Origin of the sequence: Paenibacillus oryzisoli, assembly GCF_050467285.1 — a bacterium.
GTDB classification, from domain to species: Bacteria; Bacillota; Bacilli; order Paenibacillales; family NBRC-103111; genus Paenibacillus_E; species Paenibacillus_E oryzisoli_A.
The window spans coordinates 174,626-199,484 of sequence record NZ_JBCMUN010000012.1; the positions used below are offsets into that span (position 1 = coordinate 174,626).

Here is a 24,859-nt window from a genome sequence, read left to right on the forward strand (position 1 = left end):
TGCCGCTTGCGCGCCATCAACTTCTAACTATAGGAGGTCATCCTCATGATCAAACACATTCAACCGGGCATGCCGGCACCCGACTTCATCGCGGCGGATATGCACGGCAACCCGATCGCATTAAAAGATTATCAAGGTCGTAAAGTATATCTTTCCTTTTTACGGTTCTCCGCCTGTGCTTTGTGCAATTTACGCGTGCACCAGTTGATCGGCCGATTCCCGGCGTGGCAAAGTCAAGGCATGGATGTTATCGCCGTCTTCGAATCCCCCGAGCCCAATATGAAACAATATGTGGGCAAGCAAGATGCTCCGTTTCCACTCGTTGCCGATCCTATGGGGCTCGTGTATCGGTTATACGGCATCGAGACTTCGGAGGAGAAAGTGCAAGCCACATTGGTTGACGCAGACACGAAGAATGTTATCGCCCAGGCCGCAGCCGTCGGGTTCAAACTTACGCCAGAGGAAGGTTCGAACTTCCACCGGATTCCGGCTGAATTTATCATTGACGAACAGGGGATTGTGCAGGTCGCGCATTACAATCGGCTGCTCACGGATCATTTGGAACTCGCGTCGATCGATCGTTTCATGACGAGTGAACAATAGTGACGAAGCATATATAACATCGACAAAACCGTTTTTCCCGAGACATTTGGGAGAAACGGTTTATTTTTTTCCCAATAATCATCTCCTCGCCCGATAATCATCATCTCACATCCCGCGCCGTGCCTGGGCTTTATGAGTAAATGATTATTTCGGCACCCCTTCCGCGCCGTGTAAAGTAGGTCTCGTAGCACAACAAATTTTCGCGGAGGTCAAACCGATATGAAGAGAAAATTAGTGACGATTCCCCTGAGCATCATGCTGGTATCCAGCTTCGCCCTTGCAGCGTGCGGAGATAAAGAAACAACGACACCTGCAGCCTCGACAGACGCGGCGGCGACAGCAGCAGCGACGGCCAAAGTCGACAACACACCTGCGGCAATTACGATCATGGCACCGCTCAATACGGCGCAAACGCCGCCGGATACCATTATTAAAGAATTGGAAAAGCTGACGAACACGAAGCTGACGTACCAATTGTTCCCGGCGGACACGTACGATGAGAAGTTGAACACGACGTTTGCAACAGGCGCGCTGCCGCAAGTCGTCTATCTGAAAAACCAAGCAAGCTTCATCCAAATGAAGTCCGCGATCCGCGACGGTCAGTTCTGGGAAATCGGGCCGCTGCTCAAAGACTTCCCGAACCTGAGCAAGCTGAAATCGACGACGAACGACAACACCAAGGTTGACGGCAAGCTGTACACGCTTTACCGCGGCGTTGACATCGCCCGCCAAGGTCTCATCTACCGCAAAGACTGGGCGGATAAGCTGGGCATCAAGCCTCCAGCCAACATGGATGAGCTGTTCGCGATGGCGAAGGCGTTCACTGAAAACGATCCGGACGGCAACGGCAAGAAAGACACGACCGGCATCGCCGACCGGAACGACCTTATCTACGGCTCCTTCAAAACGCTGGCTGCCTGGATGGGTACACCGAACAACTGGGGCGTTGTCGACGGCAAGTTGGCGCCGGAATTCACAACACCGCAATATGTCGCAACGATGGACTTCGTGAAGAAGCTGCGTGACGGCGGCTACATCAACAAAGATTTTGCCGCAACAAGTAAAACCGATCAGCAGAAGCTGTTCACCTCCGGCGTAGCGGGCATGTACATCGGCGCAATGACGGACGTATCCTCCTTGAACAAGGATTTGATCAAGAACGTGCCAACCGCTGTGGTCGATGTGCACAGTATGGTCGCCGGACCAGACGGCAAATTCGCGGCATGGGCGCTGCCTGGCTACGCGAACGTCCTGCTGTTCCCGAAATCGGCAATCAAAACCGAAGCCGAGCTTCGCAAAATTCTGGCGTTCTTTGACAAAATGATGACGCCGGAAGTCGCGAACATGGCATTCTGGGGCATCAAAGACGCGAACTACACACTGACAGATAACAAAGCGAAGAAGTCGGACGAAGAAAAATGGACGCGCGAAGTCAAACCGTTTGCCGATATGGCGATTGGCGATGAAGACACATCCGGACGTTACCTGGGTATCCCGACAATTCCTGCGCAAGGCAAAGCGGACGAGCTGAAAATCGCAAACCTCAAGTACGCGGTACAGGATCCGACAGCGGCGCTGGATTCCAAAACAAACCTGGAAAAAGGTGTTCAACTCCAAGCAGTGATTACTGACGCAACGAACAAATATATCTATGGCAACATCGATAAGGCCGGCTTCGACAAAGCAATTGAAGATTGGAAGAGCCGTGGCGGCAGCAAAATCATCGAGGAATTTAATGCTGTTTACAAAAAGTAGGATCGTCCAGGAAATTGAAGGCAAGGGCAGAGAGGCTGCTGCAGGTGCGGCGGCCCTCGATCTCTGTTCCAGAAAGGAAGATTGGATATGCAAGAAGTGAATGTCGTACAGCAAAGCGCAGGGACTCGGAAACAGAGCAGCGAGTTGGGAAGACGGCTTTGGAAAAATAAATGGATCTATGTCATGCTGCTGCCGGGAATTTTGTATTTTATCGTGTTTAAATACATCCCGATGTACGGCTTGATCATCTCTTTTCAGAACTATAAACCTTTCCAAGGTATTACCGGCAGCGAATGGGTAGGTCTGGAGCATTTTCGGCGGCTGTTCACCGAGCCGGATTTCCTGAACATTTTAAGCAATACCTTAATTTTGTTTGGTATGAACCTGCTCTTTTATTTTCCGGTTCCGATACTTCTGGCGCTGATGCTGAATGAAGTGAGAAGCAATGGGTTCAAAAAGATTTTCCAAACGATTGTGTATTTGCCGCATTTTATGTCTTGGGTCATTATCGTCTCCATTACGTTCGTTATGCTGACGATGGATGGCGGGATTATTAACGATATTTTAATGGATTTCGGCTTTGAAAAAGTGAATTTCTTGCTGGCACCGGAATGGTTTAGACCGGTCTATATTTTGCAGGTCATTTGGCGGGAAGCAGGCTGGGGCACGATCATCTACCTGGCGGCCATCGCTTCAATCGACCCACAACTCTATGAAGCTGCACGAATGGATGGTGCAGGACGCTTGCGTCAAGTATGGCACATTACCTTGCCGGCAATTCGCAGCGTCATTATCGTTTTGCTCATTTTGAAAATTGGTGCGGTTCTCGAACTCGGTTTCGAACATGTGTATTTGCTGCTCAACTCCATGAACCGGGAAGTTGCTGAGATCATTGATACTTATGTATATACAGCAGGTCTGAAACAAGGGCAATTCAGCTACAGCTCGGCCATTGGCTTATTCAAATCCGTGATCGGCCTTGTGCTCGTCATGATTGTTAACCGCATTGCGAAGAAAATGGGCGAAGAAGGCGTTTACTAGGAGGTATGCAAGATGGTAGAAGATAGATCATTGCTAGGCCGAACGTTTAGCATCGTTAACTATTTATTGCTCACGATTATCGGGTTGATCACAATTATTCCTTTTGTTCACGTGGTGGCGGGTTCGTTTACGACCAGTGCGGAGATTGCTGCGAAAAAGTTCGTTCTGCTCCCGACGGATTGGAGCATTGAGGCGTATCGGTTTATTTTCTCAACCAATACGATTTTTAAAGCGATGGGCGTGTCCATCTGGACCACACTGGCGGGAACGATTTTTAGCATGATCGTAACGGCGCTCATGGCCTACGGGCTTTCGCGCCGCGATGTCGACGGTCGCAAGATCATTATGTTCATGGTCGTCTTCACGTTGCTGTTCCACGGTGGATTAATTCCGACGTTTCTCGTGGTGAAAGAATTGGGGATGATCGATTCGTACTGGGCGCTGATCATTCCGTCGTCGATTTCCGGGTTTAACCTGATTATTCTCAAAAACTTTTTCCAGAACATCCCTGAAGGGCTGGAGGAGTCCGCCAAAATCGACGGCTGCAGCGATTTTGGCATCCTGTTCCGCATTGTGCTGCCGCTTTCGATGCCAGCGATTGCAACAATTTCCTTGTTCTACGCGGTGACGTATTGGAACACGTATCTGAATGCAATTCTGTATCTGAATGAGAGCGCTAAGTGGCCGATTCAAGTCCTGCTGCGTCAGATCGTTGTTCTTGCGAGCGGCCTGGACGTCAGTTCAGACCTGGACAGTGTAACGCCACCTCCGGCGCAATCGATTAAAATGGCGGTTATCGTAGTTTCCACCATTCCGATTCTGTGTGTGTACCCGTTCTTGCAAAAACACTTTGCGAAGGGTGCACTGATTGGATCGATTAAGGGGTAACGGCACGAGAATGTAATGAGTCAGGTTGCGAGTTGGACAGCATGATCGAGAGGATGAAACGGTTATGGAGCAAAAAGCGGAGGTTCACGCTGCGCGTGGCGGTGGACGTGTGGAGGGCTTCGGCTTTGCCGGGAGCCGGGTGCATGAACTGCTCGGCGAGCTTGACGAGCTATTCACCGGGTTTGGCGGCTGGCTGCGCGGTCAGTATGACGCCGCCAGCGGCGGGTTCTACTACGCGCCGAGCTCGCGGGCGATGTCCGGGGGACCGGACATCGAGTCCACCGCGCAGGCGCTGAACATTATGGAGCGCTTTGGGTGGCTCGGCGGGATGCCGGAAGAGATGAAGCGCGGGTTGGTTCGGTTTTTCGAGGGCAGGCAGGATGCGGCCTCGGGGTATTTCTACGACGCGCATCCGGCGATGCGCGAGGACGAGGTGATGGTCGGCCGGGCCATCTCCTATAGTTTGAACGCGCTGCGCAAGCTCGGCGGGCAGCCGCGGTATGCGCTGCCGGTGGCGGCGAAGCAGGCGCCGGCGTACATGGCCTCGCCGGAAGCTTACGTGGCGTGGCTGCGGGGCATCCCGCTGACGAACAGCTGGCGCGGCTGCGACCGGCTGTCCACGTCGAGCGTGTTCATCGGCCAGGTGGAACCGGAAGGGCTAAAGGCGGAGTTCGCGAAGACGGCGTTTGACTTCTTCGCGGAGACGCAGGATCCCGAGACCGGCCTGTGGGGCGAGGGCTCGTTCTATGTGCGCATCTCGGGCACGTTTAAGTTGCACATTTTTTACGACCGCTTCGGCGTGCCGCTGCCGCGGGAGGATAAGATCTACCGCAGCATCTTGCATGCGCTTCGGGAGGAAGAGGCGGCGGATATGTGCTATATCCGCAACCCGATCCACCTGCTGTCGTACATGCAGGTGGCTATCCCGCCCGCGGAGCTGGAAGAAATAATCGCCATTACTTTGGCGAATATGAAGCGTCTGCTCCGGGCGGATGGCGGCTTCTCGCGCGAGCTGGCGCATTCGCCGACCGCGCCGAACGTCGCCCAGGTGAAGCCGGGCGAGTTTTACCCGGACATGCCGCAGGCGGTGCCGATCGGCGGCGGCCTCGTCGAAGGCGACATGAACGCCGGGACGCAGGCGCTCTTGATCCGAGCCGTGATCTACCGGCTCGCGGGGGTGGAGGCGCCGGAGCTGCTGCCCGGCGCGGATTTGGCGCGCTGGGCGTAGCGGCGGGCGCGGGGTGGAGCTGGCTGCTGGGCGACGGCCGGCAGCGGGGGGTTCGCGCTCGCGTGGCGAAAGCCGGCAGCGTGAGCGGCGCGGCACGCTGGGGTGCAACAGCGCGTGCGCAAGGTTGGCGGCGGGTGCGGGAGCGCGGCCGCCTCTCTCTTTCGCTGTCGCCAGATCCCAGGGGAGACTGGCGATCAGCGGCTCTTGCGCAAATAGAAGGGGTAAACCCCTTCTATTTGCGAGGTTCCGCCGGGAACCGGCCAAATAAGGGTGGTAAACCCCTCTTATTGAGCTCGAAACCCGGCAAAATGCACCCTTCCCCGATAAATAAGGGTGGTTTACCCCCACTATTTACGGGCTGTCGCACCGAATCGCAGGAATAAGAGTGGTTAGCCCCTCTTAATTGCCCTCGGAGGACGAGAAGGCAGCTTGTCAGAATAGGCTTGGCGCGGGGTGCCAGCGTCAGAGTCGATTTTGCCGACATGCCGAGATACGCTGCCATCCAGCGCGGATGGCACAGGCGCGCTTAGCCGACAGAGACGCTTAGACGACAACGACACAGACGGCATGAACAACAAGAGATGACATCATGAAAGGCGCCAGTCGGCGTCTTTCCCTATTCTTCATCGTGTGATACATCCGACAGAGAGCAATCGAGGTTCGGTTGCTTAGGCGGCAGGCGGGATTCAGGCGATGAGAGCTGTCGAAGAGAAGCGGTGGAAAGCGGCTCAACTCCATAATGCCGAGGGCAGGCAGACAGCATGCACAATCCTAGCCTAGATAACGAAGGGAGGAGCTTCGGGCAGCGCAGATACATATTTCCGCAATTTGTTGTAAGCGATTCCATTCATAGCGAAGGAGAATGTCACTTGAGACAAAAACGTATAACCGCATTGTTGTTAAGTCTTTGTTTGCTTTTTGCGATGATGCCGACAGCGGCGTTTGCTGCGGAGGAGATGATCTCGATTCCGTCCGGCAGTGATTGGAAGGGGAGTGTGTTCGGGGATTTAGGAGGTACGCCGACTGCGACTAACTTTGGTGTGACGGAGAAAGCAGACGGTTCGGTGACGTTGATGGCGAAGGGCAGCAAGGGGAAGATCAAGACGAGCGCAGCTAATATCGAAGGGATGGCCTATTACTATCAGGAAATATCACCGCAAGACAACTTTGAACTCAAGGCCAAAGCTACCGTCGATGTCTGGACGTCGGCGTCGGATACGCAGCAATCGTTCGGGATCATGCTGCGTAACGATGAAACGGACATGTTGGAAACCAATAAATACGTCAAAGATTATACCGGAGCTTATCTTGCGGCAGGAGCAGTTGATAAGCTGCTGCAAGTCTTTTATAAGAACAGTCCCACAGACGCTGTCGCCAAGAATACGTTCAGCGATGCGACTGCACCGGGCGGCGGACAGAGCTACGACATCGCTATCCAAAAATCCGGTTCCGTCTACAAGCTGACTGTGAATGGGGAGACGCAAGTGCTTCCGCAACAAATTACAGGCAGCTTCAACTATGTCGGGCTGTACGTTGCTCGGAATACGACCGTTACGTATACTGACGTAAGCTTTCATAAGGACAATCGTGAGCCTAGCTCAATCTCGGTAGATGCTTCGGCATTTAAAAAGAGTTACTTCGTCGGCGACAGCCTGGATCTCAGCGGCCTCAAAGTGACGGCTGCTTTCCCGGATCTTCACGAGGAGCTGTTAGCGGCAGGCGATTATATTGTCGGCGGCTTCTCCGGAAAAACAGAGGGAGATTACGCCCTGACAATCTACTACAATGGTCAGTCTGCCGTCGTGCCGGGTACGGTTCACGTCGTACCGCGTGTCGTTACGGCCATGGACGTCCAGTACATGCCGGCCAAAACCGACTATTACCCCGGCGATTACTTGGATACGCAAGGACTGGTCGTCCAGGCGCAGTACAATGGTGGCGGAGATTGGATAACGCTGGGAAGCGACGAGTACACGTTGTCTGTGCCACCGACGGATGCCTCCTACTCGGTCACGACGGCAACATATGCGCTCACTAAGCCGGGCATCACAACCGTCACAGTCCGCTCAACAGTAACAACCGACACGTATACGTCTTTTGATGTTAACGTGAACAATGCGGATCTAATTGGCCTGGAGGTGACCAGCCCGACGAGAACGACCTATTACGTTGGCGACAAAGCCGATCAGTTTGAACAGGCAGGTATGGCAGTTGCGGCAAAATACAGCAACGGCGCGACCGTTCCGCTGCTGCGCAGCGAATATACCGTGGGCATCACAGATGCAGATTTCGCGGTTCCTGGCAATCAGCAGATTTTTGTGACCACGTATAAAAAAGAGCTGTCTCCAGCTCCTTATTTTACAATTGAAGTGAAGACGCCTGTAGCAACGGGCATCGTCGTGACAAAATACCCGACGACTACCTTTGAAGTCAATGCACCGCTTGATTTATCAGGCCTTGAAGTTTCCACCGTGTACGATAACAACAGGCTGGTGAAGCTTGAGCCAACCGATTATGACGTGGATCAAGGGGCTTTTGACAATACCCAGACTGGCACGTACAACATCGTGATTACGCCGCACAATCCGGCGCTCGCCGCCATTCAACTGCCGGTAACCGTGATGGAGGCGTACCAACCGGAATGGAAGTCCATTCGTTTCGGGCAATCGAGCTCAGATACGAATAATAAAATTGAAGTACTCGACAATGGCACGGTACGTCTAACTGCGCTGGAAGGCGGCGGCAAGGTGACCGGCGACCATGACGGTATTTCCTTCTACTATGTAGAGCTGGATCCAACGAAGGAGAACTTCGAACTATCGGCTAATGTCAAAGTAACGGCCTTCGCCAAAGAGCCTTATGACGGCCAGGAGTCGTTCGGCATTATGGCCAGAGACGCGATCGGCACAGCAGGAGATTCGAGCGTATTTGGGTCGAATATTGCGGCAATCGGCGGCTACAGCGGCGGCACCACCAAGCCGATCGGTACGCAGTTGTTCATTCGAACAGGCGTCACAGCGCCGAACTCCGGCAGCGCAGGCGTTCAGAACACGATGCTGAGCGCCGTCCGACCGGTAGCAAGTAATACATTCCCGCAGGCCGATTATAAGCTAACGCTGGCCAAAACGAACAGCGGCTTCAGCGGACGTCTCAATGACGGCAATACTGCGAGCTACTTTGCGCCGGATCTCATGACGGTGCAGGACAGCAAGATGTATGTCGGCTTTTACACGGCCCGTCTTGCTACGATTGAAGTAAGCGACATTTCCTTAAAAGTAAGCGCAGCCGTCACCGACGCGCCGAAGGTCGAGCCGCCAGCGCAGCCGGTGACGCCGAGTTTTGATTTTACGAGTCTGGCGCGCACGTCATCTTCTGCCTACAACTTAGGACTGAAGGCTAGCGTGGCAGGAACGGTGACGATAAAGCAAGGGATGAATGTGCTGGCGGCTGATCAGCCGATGGCAGCGAATACGCAGCTCACGATTCCAACGACGGTAAGCGCGAGTACGTATACGAATTTTAATGCGGTATTTGTACCGAGCGATGCGCAATACCTGACTTCCTATGATAAAATCGTCCGAAATTTTACTGTTAACATGCATGCCTACGAGGGCAGCGAGCTTTATGTCTCGCCGGATGGCACGAGCACTGGCGACGGCACCGAGCAGAATCCGCTTGATCTGGATACGGCGATTGACTACGTCAAGGCTGGGCAAACGATCCTGGTTCAGGACGGTACCTACAAACGCAGCGCCAAGCTTGAAATGAAAAAAGGCAATGACGGCACAGCCGGCGCCTATAAATCGTTAATCGCAGCCCCTGGGGCGAAGCCGGTTATTGATTTTGACAAAAAGACAGAAGGCGTGGTCCTGAGCGGCAGCTACTGGCATGTGAAAGGAATTGATTTTACCCGTTCCGCAGGCAACACCAAAGGCTTCACGGTCGGGGGCAGCTATAACATAGTTGAAGGCAGCCGTTTCTACGCGAATGGCGATACCGGCTTGCAAATATCCCGGACCGACGAATCTGCACAACGGGAAGAATGGCCACACGATAATCTGATTCTGAACTGCGAATCATTTGATAACGCCGATCCGTCCAATAATAATGCCGATGGCTTTGCGGCGAAGCTGACGGCGGGGGCGGGGAACATTTTCCGCGGGGATATTTCCCACAACAATATCGATGATGGCTGGGATCTCTATACCAAAGGCGGAACTGGCGCCATCGGCGCTGTGCTGATCGAGGATAGTATCGCGTACAACAACGGGACACTGACGAACGGCTTGGTAGGCGCCGGGGACAAAAACGGCTTCAAACTCGGCGGCGAAGGCATCCACGTGCCGCATATCATTCGGAACAGTATTGCTTTCGGTAACGGAGCATACGGCTTTGCAAGCAACTCCAATCCTGGCGTTCAGGCGCTTGGACGCAATATCGCGTTTAATAATGCGAAAGGCAACATCAATTTCACTTCGTATACCGGCGTGACCCTGGATTTTAAACTGGATGGCTTTATTTCGTATCAAAAAGGGGTGACGGCTAAGGACGCCTATCCGGTAAGCTTGAACTCCGCCGCCAATTTTATGTGGGACGGTACGAAATCGGTCAACAAGCTCGGCCAGCAGCTGAGCGACGCGAATTTTGCGAGCTTGACGCCAGTGCTGCCTTATGAGCGGGATGCGAGCGGTGCGATTGTTCGCGGTGATTTCTTGAAATTTGTAGCGCCTGTTATGGATAGCGATAGCGGCAGCGGTGGCGGCGGTGGCGGCACACCAGATCCGGTAACGGCGGTAGACGGCGGCGTACGCATCACGGGAACACCGAAAGTCGAGAAAGTGGATGGCCAAGACGTGGCCAGTCTGACGATCGATAAGTCTGCGCTCGACAAAGCGCTGCAACTGCTGGCGAAGCAGCCTGCGGGTGCGAACACGGTTAACGTTGAAGTAACCGGCAATGCGACTTCGGCGCAAGTTGTTGTGCCCGGCAGCGTGCTGGCTGGTGCAGCGAATGGCACGCAGCTTGCTGTAACGGCACAAGGCGTCAGCTATGTGCTTCCGCTGGAGGCCGTTGATGTGGCGCAGGCAGCGAAGGAGCTGGGTGTAGATGCATCGAGCGCGAACGTTCGCATTACGCTGACGCAAGTATCCGGTGAGCGAAAAGAGAAGATTGCCGCGCTGAGCCAGACCAACGGCGGCACGCTGCTCGGCGAGCCGTACGAGTTCTCGGTGACGGTGGAAGCGGGCGGCAAGCAGGTGCAGGTGAATGATTTTGGCACCCTGTATGTAACGCGCAGCTTGACGCTGGAAGGCACGGTAGATAGCGGCAGCGCGACGGCGGTGTGGATTGATGAAACTACCGGCGCGATGAACTTTGTGCCGGCGACCTTCGCTGTGATTGACGATAAGACCGTCGTCACGATGAAGCGTCCGGGCAACAGTGTCTACGCCGTTGTCCAAAATGCCCGCAGCTTTGACGACGTCGCCGGCCACTGGTCGCAAAAAGACGTCGAACGCCTCGCCGCCAAGCTCGTCGTTCAAGGCGTGAGCGCACGTTCGTTTGCGCCGGATGCCGCGGTGACGCGCGCGGAATTTGCTGCGCTGCTCGTGCGCGCGCTGGGGCTGAATGCGGCGGCGGGTGAAGCCGCATTCCAAGATGTCGCCGCGTCCGACTGGTACGCGGGTGTGGTGGCGACGGCCGCGAAGATCGGCCTCGTGCAAGGCTTTGAGGACGGCCGCTTCCAGCCGGACGCGCGCATTACGCGCGAGCAGATGGCCGTCATGGTGGCGCGCGCGGTCGCTTTGACCGGCGCGACCGTGAAGACGCAAGCTGCGCCGCAGTTCGCGGATCGCGCAGCGATCAGCCTCTGGTCGCGTGACGCCGTCGACCAGATCGTAGGTGCCGGCATCGCCCAGGGCGTGTCCGGCGACAAATTCGCCCCCGGCGCGGAGGCTACGCGCGCCGAGGCGGCGGTGATGCTTGGACGGATGCTGCAAGCCGTCCAGTTTATGAATTAGCAGAGAGCAGGCCGAGAGGCCTGCTTTTCTTTTTACGATGTCTTGCCTTTAACAAACGCGCGCACTATTCTTGGAAGACGGTGGAGCCGGTGAAGTACTGGCTGATTAACAACTTCTCCGCCCAGCACCTCCCATTCTATGATAGAATGAAAGGATAATTGACAGACGGTCATCGGGAGGGGCATCTATGGCAAGAACATTAGCGATTAGCGACATCCACGGCTGTGTGACGGAGTTCAAAGCTTTGCTGGAGAGGGTCAGCTATAAGCCGGGGGAAGATCGGCTCATTCTGCTCGGCGACTATGTGGATCGTGGTCCGGCGAGCAAAGAAGTCGTAGAGCACGTGATGAAGCTGGTGCGGGAGCACGGGGCGATTGCGATCAAGGGCAATCATGACGCTCGTTTTCTTGAAGTGTTGGGTGAAACGGACAACGTGACGGAGTTGAAGTTTTTCGAGCACGGCGGCATTCAGACTTTCCAGAGTTTCAGTGGTTCCAAACTGCTGGACATCAAGCAGTCCAAGGACAAGATTCGCGCGACCTGCCGTGAGCATATCGAATTTTTACGTAGTCTTCCACTGTACTATGAGACGGAGACACATATTTTTGTCCATGCGGGCTTGAATCCGGTGTATACGGACTGGAAAACACAGCCGGAGCGCGATTTTATCTGGATCAGGGCGCCGTTTCTGCAGCAGCGGACGGTGGTGGACAAGCCGGTGGTGTTTGGCCATACGACAACGATGGACCTGCATGGCAAAGGTGACGTCTGGTTTGAAATTGACAAAATCGGCATTGACGGCGGCTGCCCATACGGCTATCAACTGAACTGCCTGGAAATCACAGAGGGCTTGCAGTACCGGACATATTCGGTGCCGTCCCGCGGCAACTGGAAGGCCGGATAGGGAGCGGAGCGAGCATTCTTTTAGCAAGAATCGTCAAGAAGACAGTTTCGGTTTCCCGTACACTAGGGTTATCACGTTGAAGGGGGCACACGATGGACACGGACTATGAGGTGCGGATTCAAAAAACGCTGGAGTATATAGAGGCGTACCTTACAGAACCACTAACGGTGGAGGGCTTGGCGAGCGTCGCTTGTTTCTCTCCGTTCCATTTTCATCGTGTGTTTCAGATGATGGTCGGTGAAGCGGTGATGGAGTATGTACGCAAAAGAAGGCTCGCCCGGGCGGCTTATCAGATCGCGCATACGGATCTCAGGCTGATCGACATCGCCCTGGACAACGGATTCCAATCCCACGAAAATTTTACACGGGCGTTTAAAAAGATGTTCGAACGTACGCCGGTTGCTTATCGCAAGATGGGCATTCTTACGCCGGACTACCCGAGGGTGAACGTGTTGGATCGGAAATTTAATTCCTATTTGGGAGGGATTCGTATGGAATTTCAATTAATCACCAAACCAGCGTTTAAGCTCATCGGATACGAGCTGCGCACAACGTGCAAGGAAGGGAAAAATCTGCGGGATATTCCTGCTTTCTGGCAGACGTATATGCGCGAAGAGCTGGGGTGCCGCATTCCGAATCGCGTGCATACGGGCCGTCCGGTGGAGATTGGCATTTGCGCGGATTTTAACTTGGAGACGAGCGATTTGACGTATATCATCGGCATGGAGGCGACGGATTTTGAGGGCGTGCCTGACGGTCTCGTCTGCCGCGAATTTCCGGAAGCACGCTACGCGGTGTTTACGACGCCGAAGGTGGCGCCTGAGCAATTCTCGGATTCGATCCAGAGTACATGGAAGGCCGTTTACGCCGAGTGGTTCCCGCATTCCGGATACGAACACGCCGGGCAATCGGAGTTTGAGCTGTATGACGAGCGGTGCCACACGGATTTGCATACTGAGCTCCAAATGGACCTATATGTGCCAGTGAAGGAAAAAGTAACCTCCACGTAACATTTGGGCGATCAATTGTAACGCAAATGACATCCGGATTTCAGGTTGTTTTAAGGTTCGGCCCCTATACTAAAAGTCGACCCCCTTTTAAATATATATACCTTAAGACCCGCAGCCCGTTGCTGTCGGGTCTCTTTTTTTGTGCGGGGCCGAATAGGAGGGGGAAACCGCTTTTATTTTCTCTTAAAAGCTTGTGATGTCCTGAAATAGCAGTGGTAAACCGCTTCTATTTCTACTGAGCTCGAGCAAAAAGCGGTTTTCTGAGGAAATAGATGTGGTTACTCTTATTTCCTTGGAAAACCGCTCGGATCTACGAATAGAAGTGGTTTACCACTTTTATTTTATAAAAGCTGCTGGCGAAGGCGAGCTGCGTGGGGGGAACGCACGCCCCAATGTTGTCAGGTTAAGAAGCTAGAGGTTAGGCTACTAAGTCAAGGGGACCAACTTTAGACGCACATAAGAAGGTCTTTGTAAATAGTTAAGAGTGGCCAGCCCCTCTTAGCTGAGCAAGAATGGCCAATTTCCGCAAGTTAGAAGGGGCTAGGCCCTTTTAGTTCTATTTTATTTAAGGAAACGGCCAGGATTGCGGCCATTAAGAGTGGCCAGCCCCTCTTAGCTGAGCGAAAATAGCCAATTTTCACAAATTAGAAGGGGTTAGACCCTCTTAGTTCTAGCTCGTTTAAGGTAACCGGCCCCGTTGCAGCCGTTAGGGCATTCCTAGGCTAACCTGACAACATTGGGGATCGACTGCCTTGCGCCGGAGTCCCAACGCGAGCCCAGCATTCGTTCTTTGGGGTGCACTTCGTTGCCGCGGCTGTTCGTTACTACTAGGCCGCCGCCGCTCCCGCCTACCGCGCCCGCCCCCGGCGCGGGTAGCCCGCGGCGATGACCCACAGCGCCATCGCGAGAAAAATAAGCGGCGGCACGGACGTCCGCATGCTCGCCGCGGAGAGCACGTGCGTCATCATGGCGCCGGCCATGATGACCGCGATGACGCCGGCGGCGAAGAACGCGACCCGCGGCTGCCAGAAGCCGAGCACGAGGCCGACCCCCGCCGCGAGCTCGACAGCCCCGACCAGATACATAAAGCTGACGCTGTATCCGTAAGTGCTCGTGAACGCATCCACCTGGAGCGGGTGGGCGAACAATTTTAAAAAGCCGAAACCAATAAACGCGAAAGCCAGCGCGCCTTGCAATAGGCAGGTCGTCCATCTCAAGCGGATGCACCTCGGGTTATCCAGAATCGGCTGTCGAGCGACGAGACGCCAATAAGGCTGCGCAGCCAGGATTAGAGACTGAGACGAAATAAGTACCGCTAATTTGCCGCCAAAACTCCCAAACCCGCGGAGATTTTGTCAGCAAAAGCGGTAGGATGCATACCCGAGCAGTCGACAGTGTCGACGACCAGGGTTACTAATTTCCTCGCAGCTCCTTACTAGCTTGCGCAGCCTCATCAGTTTTATGCCGGCTCAGGCTTAAAACGCGACGGCCAAGTAGCTCAGCGAGCCAAGCTCGTAGCTGCGGTGGATGACGTTCGGCTTCCGCGCCGGGTCTCCGCTACCCATGGCCAAGTACAGCGGCACAAAATGCTCCGGCCGCGGCACGGCCATCCGCGCATGCGGCGCTTCCGCCGCATAGTTAAATAGCGACGGCAGGTTCTGGGCTTCCAGCCCGGCGATGAGCCACTCGTCGAACTCGAGCGCCCACGCGTCAGGCGTCGTCGCGCCCCAGTTGAGCGCCCGCAGGTTGTGCACGGTGGCGCCGCTGCCGACGATCAGGATGTCCTCCTGATCCAGTCCGCGCAGCGCTTCGCCGATGCGGTACTGCTCGGCAGGCGGCAGGTAGGGGTTCACGGAAATCTGCACAACGGGGCAGATTGGCGTCGGGAACATGCGCAGCAGCGGCACCCACGAGCCGTGGTCCAGCCCGCGCTGGGTGTCTAGGCGGGTCACGATACCTTTTGCCGCAAACCGTTCTGCAAGAGACTTCGCCAGCGCCGAATCGCCGCGCGCCGGATATTTAATCTGGAACAACTCATCTGGGAAACCGCCGAAATCGTAGATCGTGTCATAAATATCGTCGGTGGAGGAGATGGTAAGCGTATCGGTCTCCCAATGAGCGGTGAAAATGACGATCGCCTTCGGCGCCAGCTTGCTGCCATACTCCAGCAAAAACTCGGTGCAAGGCGTATGTTGAATGGCCATCATCGGCGAGCCGTGGCCTACAAAAATCGGAGAGATCATCTGGAACACTCCTTTACTTCCATTTGGTTAGTTACTTTACAATCATGATACGTCAGCACTTGTAGTTATGTCAAGTAAGTTAGTTACTTTTCGTAACTATTAAAATAAAAACAACCATCCGCCTCGCCATGAAGGCAAGGGGATGGTTGTTGGTCGTTGCGTTGCGGCAACTTGCGGCAGACAGGCTCTCCCGTGGAAGGTTGCGCTGTGCAGGCGGTATTGGCGGACGTTCCCGTGCAAGCCTTATGTCTGCCTTTTATCTGGCTCCACCGCCTGCAAGCGGTGAGCCGAACCCGAGTTTTCGCCAGGGACATCGTCCTCTTCGACGAATCTTTTGAGCGCCTGCAGCTTGTTGTCCCAATAGCGCTCGTAGTAGTTCAGCCAGCGCTTGAGCTCCATAAGGGGCGTCGCCTCCAATCGGTACCGGGTCTCGCGGCCGACCTTGCGCTCTTTGACCAAGCCGGCATCGGCCAAGATGCGCAGATGCTTCGATACCGCCGTTCGGCTCATCGGAAAATGGCCCGAAATCACCGTCACCGGCAGCTCCTGATCGCCTAGCAAGTGCAGCACTTCGCGGCGGGTGGGATCGGCGATCGCCTGAAACACATCGTGTTTCTGGGGGGCCGTCATATTAGCCTTCGAGGTGAGCGCGCAGTCGTTCAACGATACCCGCCCAGCCTTGAGCCATCATGCCGCGAACTTGATCGTGCGGTTGGCCGAACTCGGTCACCTTGTCGATATCCCAGCCGCCGTGGGTGAGGGTGAACTCGGTTTTGCCGTCAAGGTCTTTCAGATCAAAACGCAGGAACCAATCTTTGCCCCAATTGATCGTGAGGCGGTTCGGCTCGTCCAGCTCCGTAACTTTGCAGGGGGATTTGCCGAAAGGTCCGGCTTCCAAATGGAACTCATACCCGAGCTCCGGCTTGAAATTGTTCGGCATGAACCAAGTGGCGATGCCTTCGGATGTGGCTACAGCGTTCCAGACCTTTTGCACAGGGGCACCCAGTACGAGCGTTTGAACGATGTCAGTCAGTTGATTTGTTTGATTTTCCATGGGGAAATGCCTCCTAGATATAAAATGAAATAGTTGTTTTAAGCGCGGCTTTTCACTTTCGATTTATGGCGCAGTCGCAGTGCAGACCACTTGTCGTCTACAGCAACATTGCTGACCACCGTGTATGCCGTGTTGTTATTGATGATGCCGAACAGACTGTCCCGGTTGATGTCGGTCTTGACCTTGGCGCTTTGCTTCGGATACGTGATCCAGAGCAGGGCTTCCTCTTCGGCGTACCCAATCGCCTGGTGGATCCAAGCATCGACGTCCGCGGCGTTATGGACAAAAAACTGAACGAACGCATACTTCCCGCTCGGCTCGCCCGCCTCCTCGACACCGAGGCTGTAGCCTTCGGGCGCTTGCAGCACAAGGGCTCGTCCTTGCTTGTAGCGCAGCTTTTTCAACAATTCTTCCTGCATACGGGGTGGCTCTCCTCCTTGCTTATCCAGCTCTTAGTGTGCACTAGGGTGATAAATAAATGCGAAACCATTTGGTTTCATAAAAGGATTATACGAAACCAAATGGTTTCGCGTCAAGAGGGAAGTTGATGGGATGCCATATGATCATCGAACCTGACCGGATAATCCGTTCTAATGATTATGCCCTGATTATGGACTTCCTCCAGCCTCGTCACTATAATAGGAGAATCGTTGGAAGAAACGGAATCAGAGGGAGATGCAATGAACATTCGTGCCAGCAAATATTTCACCCGCCTCCTCATATACAGCCTGCTGATCGGCTCTATTCCGGCCATCATCGTGGGCATTATTTCCTATGATAAAGCCTCTTCGATCGTGCAGGATAAGGTCAACCAAAGCAGCATGGCGACACTCCAGCAAACACAGCTTCGTATGGAACAGGTGCTTAAGACCATTGATCATTCAGTCACGCAGTATATTAGCTCGCCGCTTGTCATGAATGCGATGTCGCTGCCTTATTCAGCCTCTCATTATCAGGTGTATACCGAAATGTACCAGAACATGGTGCGCAGTCAAACCTTCGAACTCACGATCAACAATATGACGGTACTCAATTTAAAAGGCCAGTGGGGCGTCGATAATAATAATATTTTTACGTTCAACGAATTAAAAAATAGGGATCAACTGCTGCAGTATGAGAAGCTCCCTTCCTTTTCTCTTTGGGTAACCGATGAGAATAAGAGCTCGCCAAGTATCAGTCTCGTGAAAAAAATTCCGCTGAATTCGCTCAAAGCCGACGGACTGGCCATCGTAACCATTGCCGAATCGCAGCTCGCAGGGCTTCTTGCAGCCGACAACCGGATCGGCAGCATCCTGGTGATGGATAAGGATTACCGCCTGTTGTCCCGGAGCGATCAGAAGGTGAGGGAATCCGGCTTGGAGAAGCTCATCGCCGAGATGCAAAAGCGAAATGAAAATGAAGGGCAGTTCAACGTAGAGCTTGATGGGGATATCACCAGCGTCATTCTGCGCAAGTCCAGCTACAATGGCTGGATGTATGTATCTGCCATATCCATCAAGGATATTACCCAAGATTCCCGTACAATCGGCTGGGCTACGCTGATTGTGTGCCTGTTCACGGTTTTGGTGACCGGGGGACTGGCACTGCTCGGTTCTCGAACGTTTTATCGACCGGTTGGGAAATTGGTCGCAACGATGACGGACCGATTCGGAGATCCGCCGGAAGAAGCTCGCGCCGATGAATTCGCCATGATCGGTTATCGGCTGCAGTCCATGCTGCAGAACGAATCCCGTCTCTCCGCCCAGCTAACGGGGCAAGTTCGGGATCTAAGGCAGTTTTTTGTCATGAAGCTGATTCGTGGCGAGGAGAGAGAGTCCCAGCTGGCTGTTAGACTGCGGGAGTATGGCTACTCGGCCGATTGGGAGTGGCATGCTGTGCTTGCGATCCAGATCGATTCACTGGAGAGATCCCCATATAATGAAAATGATCGTGATCTGCTCCTATTCGCTATCGCCAATATCGTCGGCGAGCTGATTCCCAGCGAGGAGCGGCTTGATCCTGTGGTGGTGGAGCAATCGCAGATGACGATTGTCGGAGGTGCGGGAGCGACGGATCTGGCGTACAAGAACCGGTTGTTTGCACTGGCTGAGCTTATTCAGCAAACGGTGCTGCAGTACTTGAAGCTGCACATCAGCATTGGCATCAGCCTTCCCCACAAGCGGCTCATCGATATTGCCCTCTCTGCGGAGCAAGCGCTTGAGGCGCTTCGCTATCGAATTCGTTTCGGTCCGGAATCCGTGCTGTTTATCGACGATGTTCAGCCTGAGGATTTGGTATCCAGCGTGTTCCCGCACCGTGCGGCCAAAGAGCTGTACGATGCCGTTAAACTGGCGGATCGGACCAGATCTGACGAGTTGCTGGAGCGCTGTATTGGCCTGATTTTTCAGGAGCAAGCCGACTGGCGTCAATACCGAATGTCACTGGTCAGGCTGTACACGATGCTGATCGAACTTGGACAGTCCGAGACAAACGCGGATACCAAGAAGGAAGGGGAAATGGAATTTCCGCCTGATCAGGAAAAGCAGCTTTTCGATCGACTGCTTGGTCTGGAGTCACAGGAGGAAATCCGCCAGTGGTTCAGCGACGTTGTCATTGCCCCGATCATGGGGAAGCTGGAGCAGCAGCGTAAGTCGCACACCAAAAAAATATCGGATCAAATTACGGAACTGATCCACCAGCACTTCGACACGGAGATTACCCTCGAGGCCTGCGCGAAGGAACTAAACTATCATCCGAACCATTTGGGGCCGCTTTTCAGCAGGGAAAAAGGGATCAGCTTCAGCGAATATTTGCAAAATTACCGTTTGCAGATGGCCAAGATGTGGCTGGTTGAGACGGATATGCGAATCGGGGATATTGCAGAAAAATTGACCTACACCAACCCTCAAAATTTCATTCGTTTTTTCCGTAAAATGGAGAACATGACACCCGGACAATATCGGGAACTGAACAGCCGGCACAAACTATGATATTTCCAAAGTCCTCCCGCGATAGGCCCCTTGCCTTCGTTGGGGGGCTTTTTCATGTTTTCGTGCTGCTGCAGGCATGATTATGCCACACGTGATGATGATTATATCCGCTTATAACTGCTGCAGCGGCAAACATCCTGCCTAATGATTACACCTCGATTATAGACGTTCGTGGGCGGTCCCGCTTATCGTGAAGGTACGAACACAAAAGACACGAAACACGAAGGTGGAATCGAGGACATGAATTCAACCAATGAAAATGCGGTGCTTCAAATGGCTGCTGTCACGCCAAAGAAATCCTATTTCTGGGCCCGGATATGGAAAAACAAATGGCTGTATGGGATGCTGGCCCCCGGGGTGCTGTACTTTATATTGTTCAAATATGCGCCTATGTGGGGACTTCTCCTGGCTTTCAAGGATTACCAACCGTACCTTGGCTTTTTCGGCAGCAAATGGGTGGGCTTGAAGCACTTTGAGCGGCTGTTCCATGATCCGGCGTTCTGGATGCTGCTGAAGAATACCTTGGTGCTGGCTGGTTACAATATTATCTTCTTTTTTCCTGCGCCAATCCTGCTCTCGCTCATGATTAATGAAGTGCGCCGGGAAAAATTCAAACGGGCCGTTCAGACGATCATTTATGTCCCCCATTTTGTCTCATGGGTCGTGGTGGTCGGCATCGCCTATACCTTCTTTACCATCGATGGCGGGCTGGTGAATGAAGCGATCATGGCTGCGGGCGGGGACAAAATCAACTTTCTGACCAGCGCAGCCTGGTTTAGAACGATGATTACACTGGAGGTCATTTGGAAGGAAACAGGCTGGGGAACCATTATCTTTCTTGCCGCCTTGGCAGGCGTCGATTCCCAACTCTACGAAGCCGCCAGAATGGACGGGGCAGGCAGGCTGCGGCAGCTGTGGCATGTGACGATTCCCGCCATTCGCTCGACCATTATCATTCTTTTCATTCTTCGATTAGGCACCTTTTTGGACACGGGCTTTGAGCAAATTTTTCTGATGCTGAATCCGATTAACCGTGAGGTCGGAGAAGTGTTTGACACTTATGTCTATACGGCGGGGATTACGCAAGGGCAGTTCAGTTTCAGTACCGCTGTCGGTCTTTTCAAGTCGGTGATCGGATTCGTGCTGGTCATCAGTTCCAATTGGCTGGCCAAAAAATTTGGTGAGGAAGGGGTGTATTAATCGATGAATCAACAACAACGAAGCTGGGGAAACCGGCTATTCGATTGGACGAACATCGCCATCCTGCTGGTCGTATCGGCTGTGATGCTCATCCCGTTTATATATATCCTCTTCATTTCCTTTGCGACCGAGCAAGAGGTGCTGGCCAAAAGCTTTCTCGTGTTTCCGACGAAGTTCTCGCTGGATGGCTACCGGTACATCTTCTCCACGCCCATCCTGCTGCGCAGCCTTGCAGTGACGATTGGGATCACGGTGGCAGGGACTCTTGTGAACCTGCTGTTGACCGTGTTGATGGCCTACCCGCTTGCCCGCAAAGACTTGTACGGACGCCGTCCCGTCCTGCTTATGGTGATCATCACGATGCTGTTCAACGCCGGTATCGTACCTACCTTTTTGATGGTGAAAGCCTTGCACCTTACGAATACCTACTGGGCGCTTATCATTCCCGGAGCGATCAGTGCTTTTAATATGATTATCATCAAAAACTTCTTCCAACAGCTGCCTGATGGGCTGGATGAATCGGCCAAGATCGACGGATGCAACGACCTTGGGATTTTATTTCGGATTGTCATTCCGCTGTCTTTGCCTGCGATCGCAACCTTTTCGTTATTCTACGCTGTCACGCATTGGAATACGTTCCTGAGCGCGATCCTGTACATTAACGATTCCAAGAAGTGGCCGATTCAGGTGCTGTTAAGACAAATCGTCATTCTGTCGGAGAAGGGGCTGTCCGATATGAACGAGGCGCCGCCGCCGCCATCCAAGATTATCAACATGGCAGTTATCGTGTTCTCTACGGTCCCGATTCTTTCCTTTTATCCATTTTTGCAAAAGCACTTCGCCAAGGGCGTGCTGCTCGGTTCGGTTAAAGGATGATTTTGCTCATCTTTTGATACAATATCTTCAATATGAGGGGGAGTAAGACATGAAACAACTAAACTACAAAGTATTCCTAACGGGCCTCGCGGCGATTTTGACGGCTTCCAGCTTGTCTGCGTGCGGCAGCAGCAATCAGGCGGAGGGGGAGAAGACGCCGAGTGCATCGCCAAGCGGACCATTCACATTCACGATGATGAACAGTTTTTCGTCGACGGAGCCGCCCAAGGCGGATAATCCGATTATTAAGCGGATCGAGGAATACACGAATACGAAGATCAATACCACTTGGGTCCCAGCATCTGCTTACAATGACAAGGTTAACGTCTCCATCGCATCCAGTGATCTGCCTCAGGTACTGATGATTGCGGATACAAAGTCTTCCTCCATCATCAATGCAGAGCGGTCGGGCATGTTCTGGGAGATTGGTCCTTATCTCAAGGAATTTCCCAACCTGAGCAAATACAATACCAATGAGCAGGTGCTGAACAATATATCCGTAGATGGTAAAGTTTACGGATTATATCGAGCCAGAGCGTTGGCGCGGCAAGGTATCGCTTTTCGGCAGGATTGGCTGGATCAAGTAGGCTTGCAGCAGCCTAAAACGATTGATGAGCTCTACCAGGTCATTCGCGCATTCGCTTTAAATGATCCGGATCGAAATGGCAAAAATGATACCTTCGGGCTCGTAGAAGCGGAGGATTCCGGTGGTGCAAGCTCGATGGGTCTTACCGGTTTTCAGAATATTGCCGCCTACTTCGGGGCGCCTAACCAATGGGAGATCCAGGATGGCAAAGCCGTTCCTATGTTCTTGACGAAAGAAAATATGGAAGCGATGAAGTTCTACAAGAAGTTGTATGACGAAAAGCTGATCAATCTGGACTTCGCGGCAACTAAAGTCAGTAAACAGCAAGAGCAATTCTATCAAGGCAAGGCAGGCATGTTGTTCACGACCATTGACTTTGTGATTACAGGAGGCAATGAACTGAAAAAAGCCAATCCTGCCGCCAAGATCGATATTGTCAGCAGAATTCAGGGACCAAAGGGTGAGCGATTGTTTGCAACGACGGGATATAACGGCATGTTCGCATTCCCGAAAGCCACCGTCAAGTCGGAGGCGGAGTTGAAGCAGCTTCTCGGTTTCTTTGACAAAATCGTCGATGAGAACATGATGTTTACCTGGACTTGGGGGATCGAGGGCGTCCATTACACGAAAGGAGCGGATGGAGAACCGGTCATCTCTAACCAGACCGCCTATGCGAATGAGGTATCTCCTCTCAAGCAGCTGCCTACTTATGACGGTTCGCTGATGATCTGGAAGGGGAAAGGGGAAGCGGATAATAAATTCCGCACGATGCTGAAAAACAACGAGTCGATTGCCGTTTCCAATCCCGTGGAGCCTCTGATCTCTCAGACCGCTGTGGAGAAAGGGACGGAGCTGAACAAGATTATTGCCGATGCCCGGGTTAAATTCATTATGGGAACCTTGGATGAAGCCGGCTTCAATAAAGAAGTGGAGAAGTGGCGCGCTCAGGGCGGGGACCAGCTGATGAAGGATTATACAGAACTGTATGCCAAGCAGGCTAAGAAATAATGCGGCCTTTTCAAGAAAAAGAGATATGTCATGAACACAGTGAAGTGTTACGTTCGGGAGGTTTACGGGGATGAACAAAGCGGAATTTGACATTATCATCGCGGGCGCGGGTGTTGGAGGCATAAGCGCAGCGCTTGCTGCTGCCAGATTGCAGATGCGCGTGCTGCTGATTGAGCAAGCAGAGGCAGTAGGGGGGACAGGTGTATTCTCCAGCGTATCCCTGGTGTGCACGTTCCGGGACTCCTGGGGCAAACCGATTACCAGCGGCATTCATCGGGAACTGTTTCCCGCCTCTTACACGCATTACAGCGAAAAGCTAGTTCCTACGTATGATGAACAGGAACTGAAGGCTGCGTACGAGCGACTGCTCGCTGCTGAACCCACCCTTACGCTGTGGACCGGCTGTGAGGTTTATCAGGCGGATCAGCAGGACGGACGCATTGTCCGTCTGCATGTCCGGGGAAGCATGAATGCTGTGGTTACCGCCAACATCTATCTGGATGCCACGGCCGACGGCAATTTGTCCGCCCTGGCTGGAATGGCATACCAAATAGGCAGAGAGGGTGACGGAAAGCTGCAGTCCGCCACTGCTACCTTCAAGGTCAGCGGTATCGACTGCTCCTTGCTGAAGGAGCCGAATATCCGGGAATGGTCGGCCATTCATTCCTTGCGCAGGGAGTTGCTGCCGTATTACCTCGACATGAAAGCGGCCGGCCGTACCGGCAACCCCCGGCAGGGCGTCACCTGTTTTCCTTATCCCGATGGGAAGGCGCTGCTGTTCAACTCGACATCGGTACTGGATGTAGACCCCACTCGGCCGGACAGCGTCATCAGCGGCAAGGAAGAGGGAATTCGGCAGGCACAGGAGCTGTTTGAGGCGATTCGACAGCACCCTGCCTTCCATCAGGCAAAGCTGGATTACATTGCTCCGAAGCTGGGTGTTCGCGAGGGGCGGCGAATCGTCGGCGAATATGAACTAACCGCAGAGGACTGTCTGCAGAGCAGGCGGTTTGACGATATGGTGGCAGCATGCGCCTATGCTTTGGATATTCATAGTCCGGATGGCGGAGCTACGAGGCTGGAAAGCATTCCCGAGCCCGGCTATTACCATATCCCCTACCGTTCGCTTATCCCAAAGGGTTGCGCCAATCTACTGCTCAGTTCCCGATGCATCAGCGGCACCCATGAAGCTCACAGTTCCTACCGGATCATGGCTTCGGTCAGCGCTATCGGGGAGGCTGCGGGAACAGCGGCTGCGATCTGCGTGTTCCAGGGGCTTCAAGATGTCCGTGAGGTTAAGCCCGCCCACATCCGGTTTATGCTCCAACTGCGGGGTCAATTTATAGAGGGGGGTGTTGAGCGGATTCAGATGCCTGCGAGCCCGGCTTGGGCAGAGTAAGTGAATGCATGTGCAGGAACAGCGGGATGAATGACGATCCTAGGCAACCGGCTGTTCCTGCACGAACTTTGCAAGGTT

Annotated in this window: 18 protein-coding genes; 13 read left to right on the forward strand and 5 right to left on the reverse strand. The window is 53.6% G+C overall.

Annotated elements, in window-relative coordinates; genetic code table 11:
* Window positions 1-45 precede the first annotated feature (45 nt).
* From ABE504_RS21205 to ABE504_RS21240, 8 genes are all read left to right on the forward strand, one after another.
* Window positions 46-603, forward strand: coding sequence for a redoxin domain-containing protein (locus ABE504_RS21205; protein WP_430092369.1), 558 nt, complete (start codon window positions 46-48; stop codon window positions 601-603).
* A 219-nt stretch (window positions 604-822) separates the two neighbouring features.
* The gene (locus ABE504_RS21210; RefSeq protein WP_430092371.1) at window positions 823-2,358 is read left to right on the forward strand and encodes an extracellular solute-binding protein; all 1,536 of its coding nucleotides are present in this window, start codon (window positions 823-825) and stop codon (window positions 2,356-2,358) included.
* A gap of 87 nt (window positions 2,359-2,445) precedes the next feature.
* Window positions 2,446-3,399, forward strand: coding sequence for an ABC transporter permease (locus tag ABE504_RS21215; protein WP_430092373.1), 954 nt, complete (start codon window positions 2,446-2,448; stop codon window positions 3,397-3,399).
* 12 nt (window positions 3,400-3,411) lie between these two features.
* Window positions 3,412-4,287 (forward strand): carbohydrate ABC transporter permease, encoded by an 876-nt coding sequence (locus tag ABE504_RS21220; RefSeq protein ID WP_430092375.1) that lies wholly within the window; start codon window positions 3,412-3,414, stop codon window positions 4,285-4,287.
* A 64-nt stretch (window positions 4,288-4,351) separates the two neighbouring features.
* The gene (locus ABE504_RS21225; RefSeq protein WP_430092377.1) at window positions 4,352-5,515 is read left to right on the forward strand and encodes a hypothetical protein; all 1,164 of its coding nucleotides are present in this window, start codon (window positions 4,352-4,354) and stop codon (window positions 5,513-5,515) included.
* Window positions 5,516-6,384: 869 nt separating this feature from the next.
* Entirely contained in the window at window positions 6,385-11,532 is a 5,148-nt protein-coding gene (locus tag ABE504_RS21230) for an S-layer homology domain-containing protein (RefSeq protein ID WP_430092379.1), read from the forward strand.
* A 187-nt stretch (window positions 11,533-11,719) separates the two neighbouring features.
* Window positions 11,720-12,436: a metallophosphoesterase family protein gene (locus ABE504_RS21235; RefSeq protein WP_430092381.1), complete on the forward strand. Its 717-nt coding sequence runs from the start codon at window positions 11,720-11,722 to the stop codon at window positions 12,434-12,436.
* Window positions 12,437-12,528: 92 nt separating this feature from the next.
* The gene (locus tag ABE504_RS21240; protein WP_430092383.1) at window positions 12,529-13,446 is read left to right on the forward strand and encodes an effector binding domain-containing protein; all 918 of its coding nucleotides are present in this window, start codon (window positions 12,529-12,531) and stop codon (window positions 13,444-13,446) included.
* Window positions 13,447-14,294: 848 nt separating this feature from the next.
* Here the strand turns inward: ABE504_RS21240 and ABE504_RS21245 are convergent.
* From ABE504_RS21245 to ABE504_RS21265, 5 genes are all read right to left on the reverse strand, one after another.
* Window positions 14,295-14,663: a DoxX family protein gene (locus ABE504_RS21245; RefSeq protein WP_430092385.1), complete on the reverse strand. Its 369-nt coding sequence runs from the start codon at window positions 14,661-14,663 to the stop codon at window positions 14,295-14,297.
* A 258-nt stretch (window positions 14,664-14,921) separates the two neighbouring features.
* Window positions 14,922-15,689, reverse strand: coding sequence for a DODA-type extradiol aromatic ring-opening family dioxygenase (locus tag ABE504_RS21250; RefSeq protein ID WP_430092387.1), 768 nt, complete (start codon window positions 15,687-15,689; stop codon window positions 14,922-14,924).
* Window positions 15,690-15,932: 243 nt separating this feature from the next.
* Complete coding sequence (locus tag ABE504_RS21255) at window positions 15,933-16,319, reverse strand: ArsR/SmtB family transcription factor (RefSeq protein WP_430092389.1); 387 nt, start codon at window positions 16,317-16,319, stop codon at window positions 15,933-15,935.
* A 1-nt stretch (window position 16,320) separates the two neighbouring features.
* The gene (locus ABE504_RS21260) at window positions 16,321-16,743 is read right to left on the reverse strand and encodes an SRPBCC family protein (RefSeq protein ID WP_430092391.1); all 423 of its coding nucleotides are present in this window, start codon (window positions 16,741-16,743) and stop codon (window positions 16,321-16,323) included.
* Between the two features lie 38 nt (window positions 16,744-16,781).
* Entirely contained in the window at window positions 16,782-17,162 is a 381-nt protein-coding gene (locus tag ABE504_RS21265; RefSeq protein WP_430092393.1) for a hypothetical protein, read from the reverse strand.
* A gap of 261 nt (window positions 17,163-17,423) precedes the next feature.
* Between ABE504_RS21265 and ABE504_RS21270 the strand changes: the two genes are divergently transcribed.
* The 5 genes from ABE504_RS21270 to ABE504_RS21290 all read left to right on the forward strand — a co-directional run bounded on the left by ABE504_RS21270 (window position 17,424) and on the right by ABE504_RS21290 (window position 24,781).
* Complete coding sequence (locus ABE504_RS21270; RefSeq protein ID WP_430092395.1) at window positions 17,424-19,712, forward strand: helix-turn-helix domain-containing protein; 2,289 nt, start codon at window positions 17,424-17,426, stop codon at window positions 19,710-19,712.
* A 273-nt stretch (window positions 19,713-19,985) separates the two neighbouring features.
* Window positions 19,986-20,912, forward strand: coding sequence for an ABC transporter permease (locus tag ABE504_RS21275; protein ID WP_430092771.1), 927 nt, complete (start codon window positions 19,986-19,988; stop codon window positions 20,910-20,912).
* Between the two features lie 3 nt (window positions 20,913-20,915).
* Entirely contained in the window at window positions 20,916-21,788 is an 873-nt protein-coding gene (locus tag ABE504_RS21280) for a carbohydrate ABC transporter permease (protein WP_430092397.1), read from the forward strand.
* Window positions 21,789-21,837: 49 nt separating this feature from the next.
* Complete coding sequence (locus ABE504_RS21285) at window positions 21,838-23,382, forward strand: extracellular solute-binding protein (protein ID WP_430092398.1); 1,545 nt, start codon at window positions 21,838-21,840, stop codon at window positions 23,380-23,382.
* A gap of 70 nt (window positions 23,383-23,452) precedes the next feature.
* Window positions 23,453-24,781 carry an FAD-dependent oxidoreductase gene (locus ABE504_RS21290; RefSeq protein ID WP_430092400.1) on the forward strand — a complete coding sequence of 443 codons (1,329 nt, stop codon included), beginning with the start codon at window positions 23,453-23,455 and terminating at the stop codon, window positions 24,779-24,781.
* Window positions 24,782-24,859: the final 78 nt, after the last annotated feature.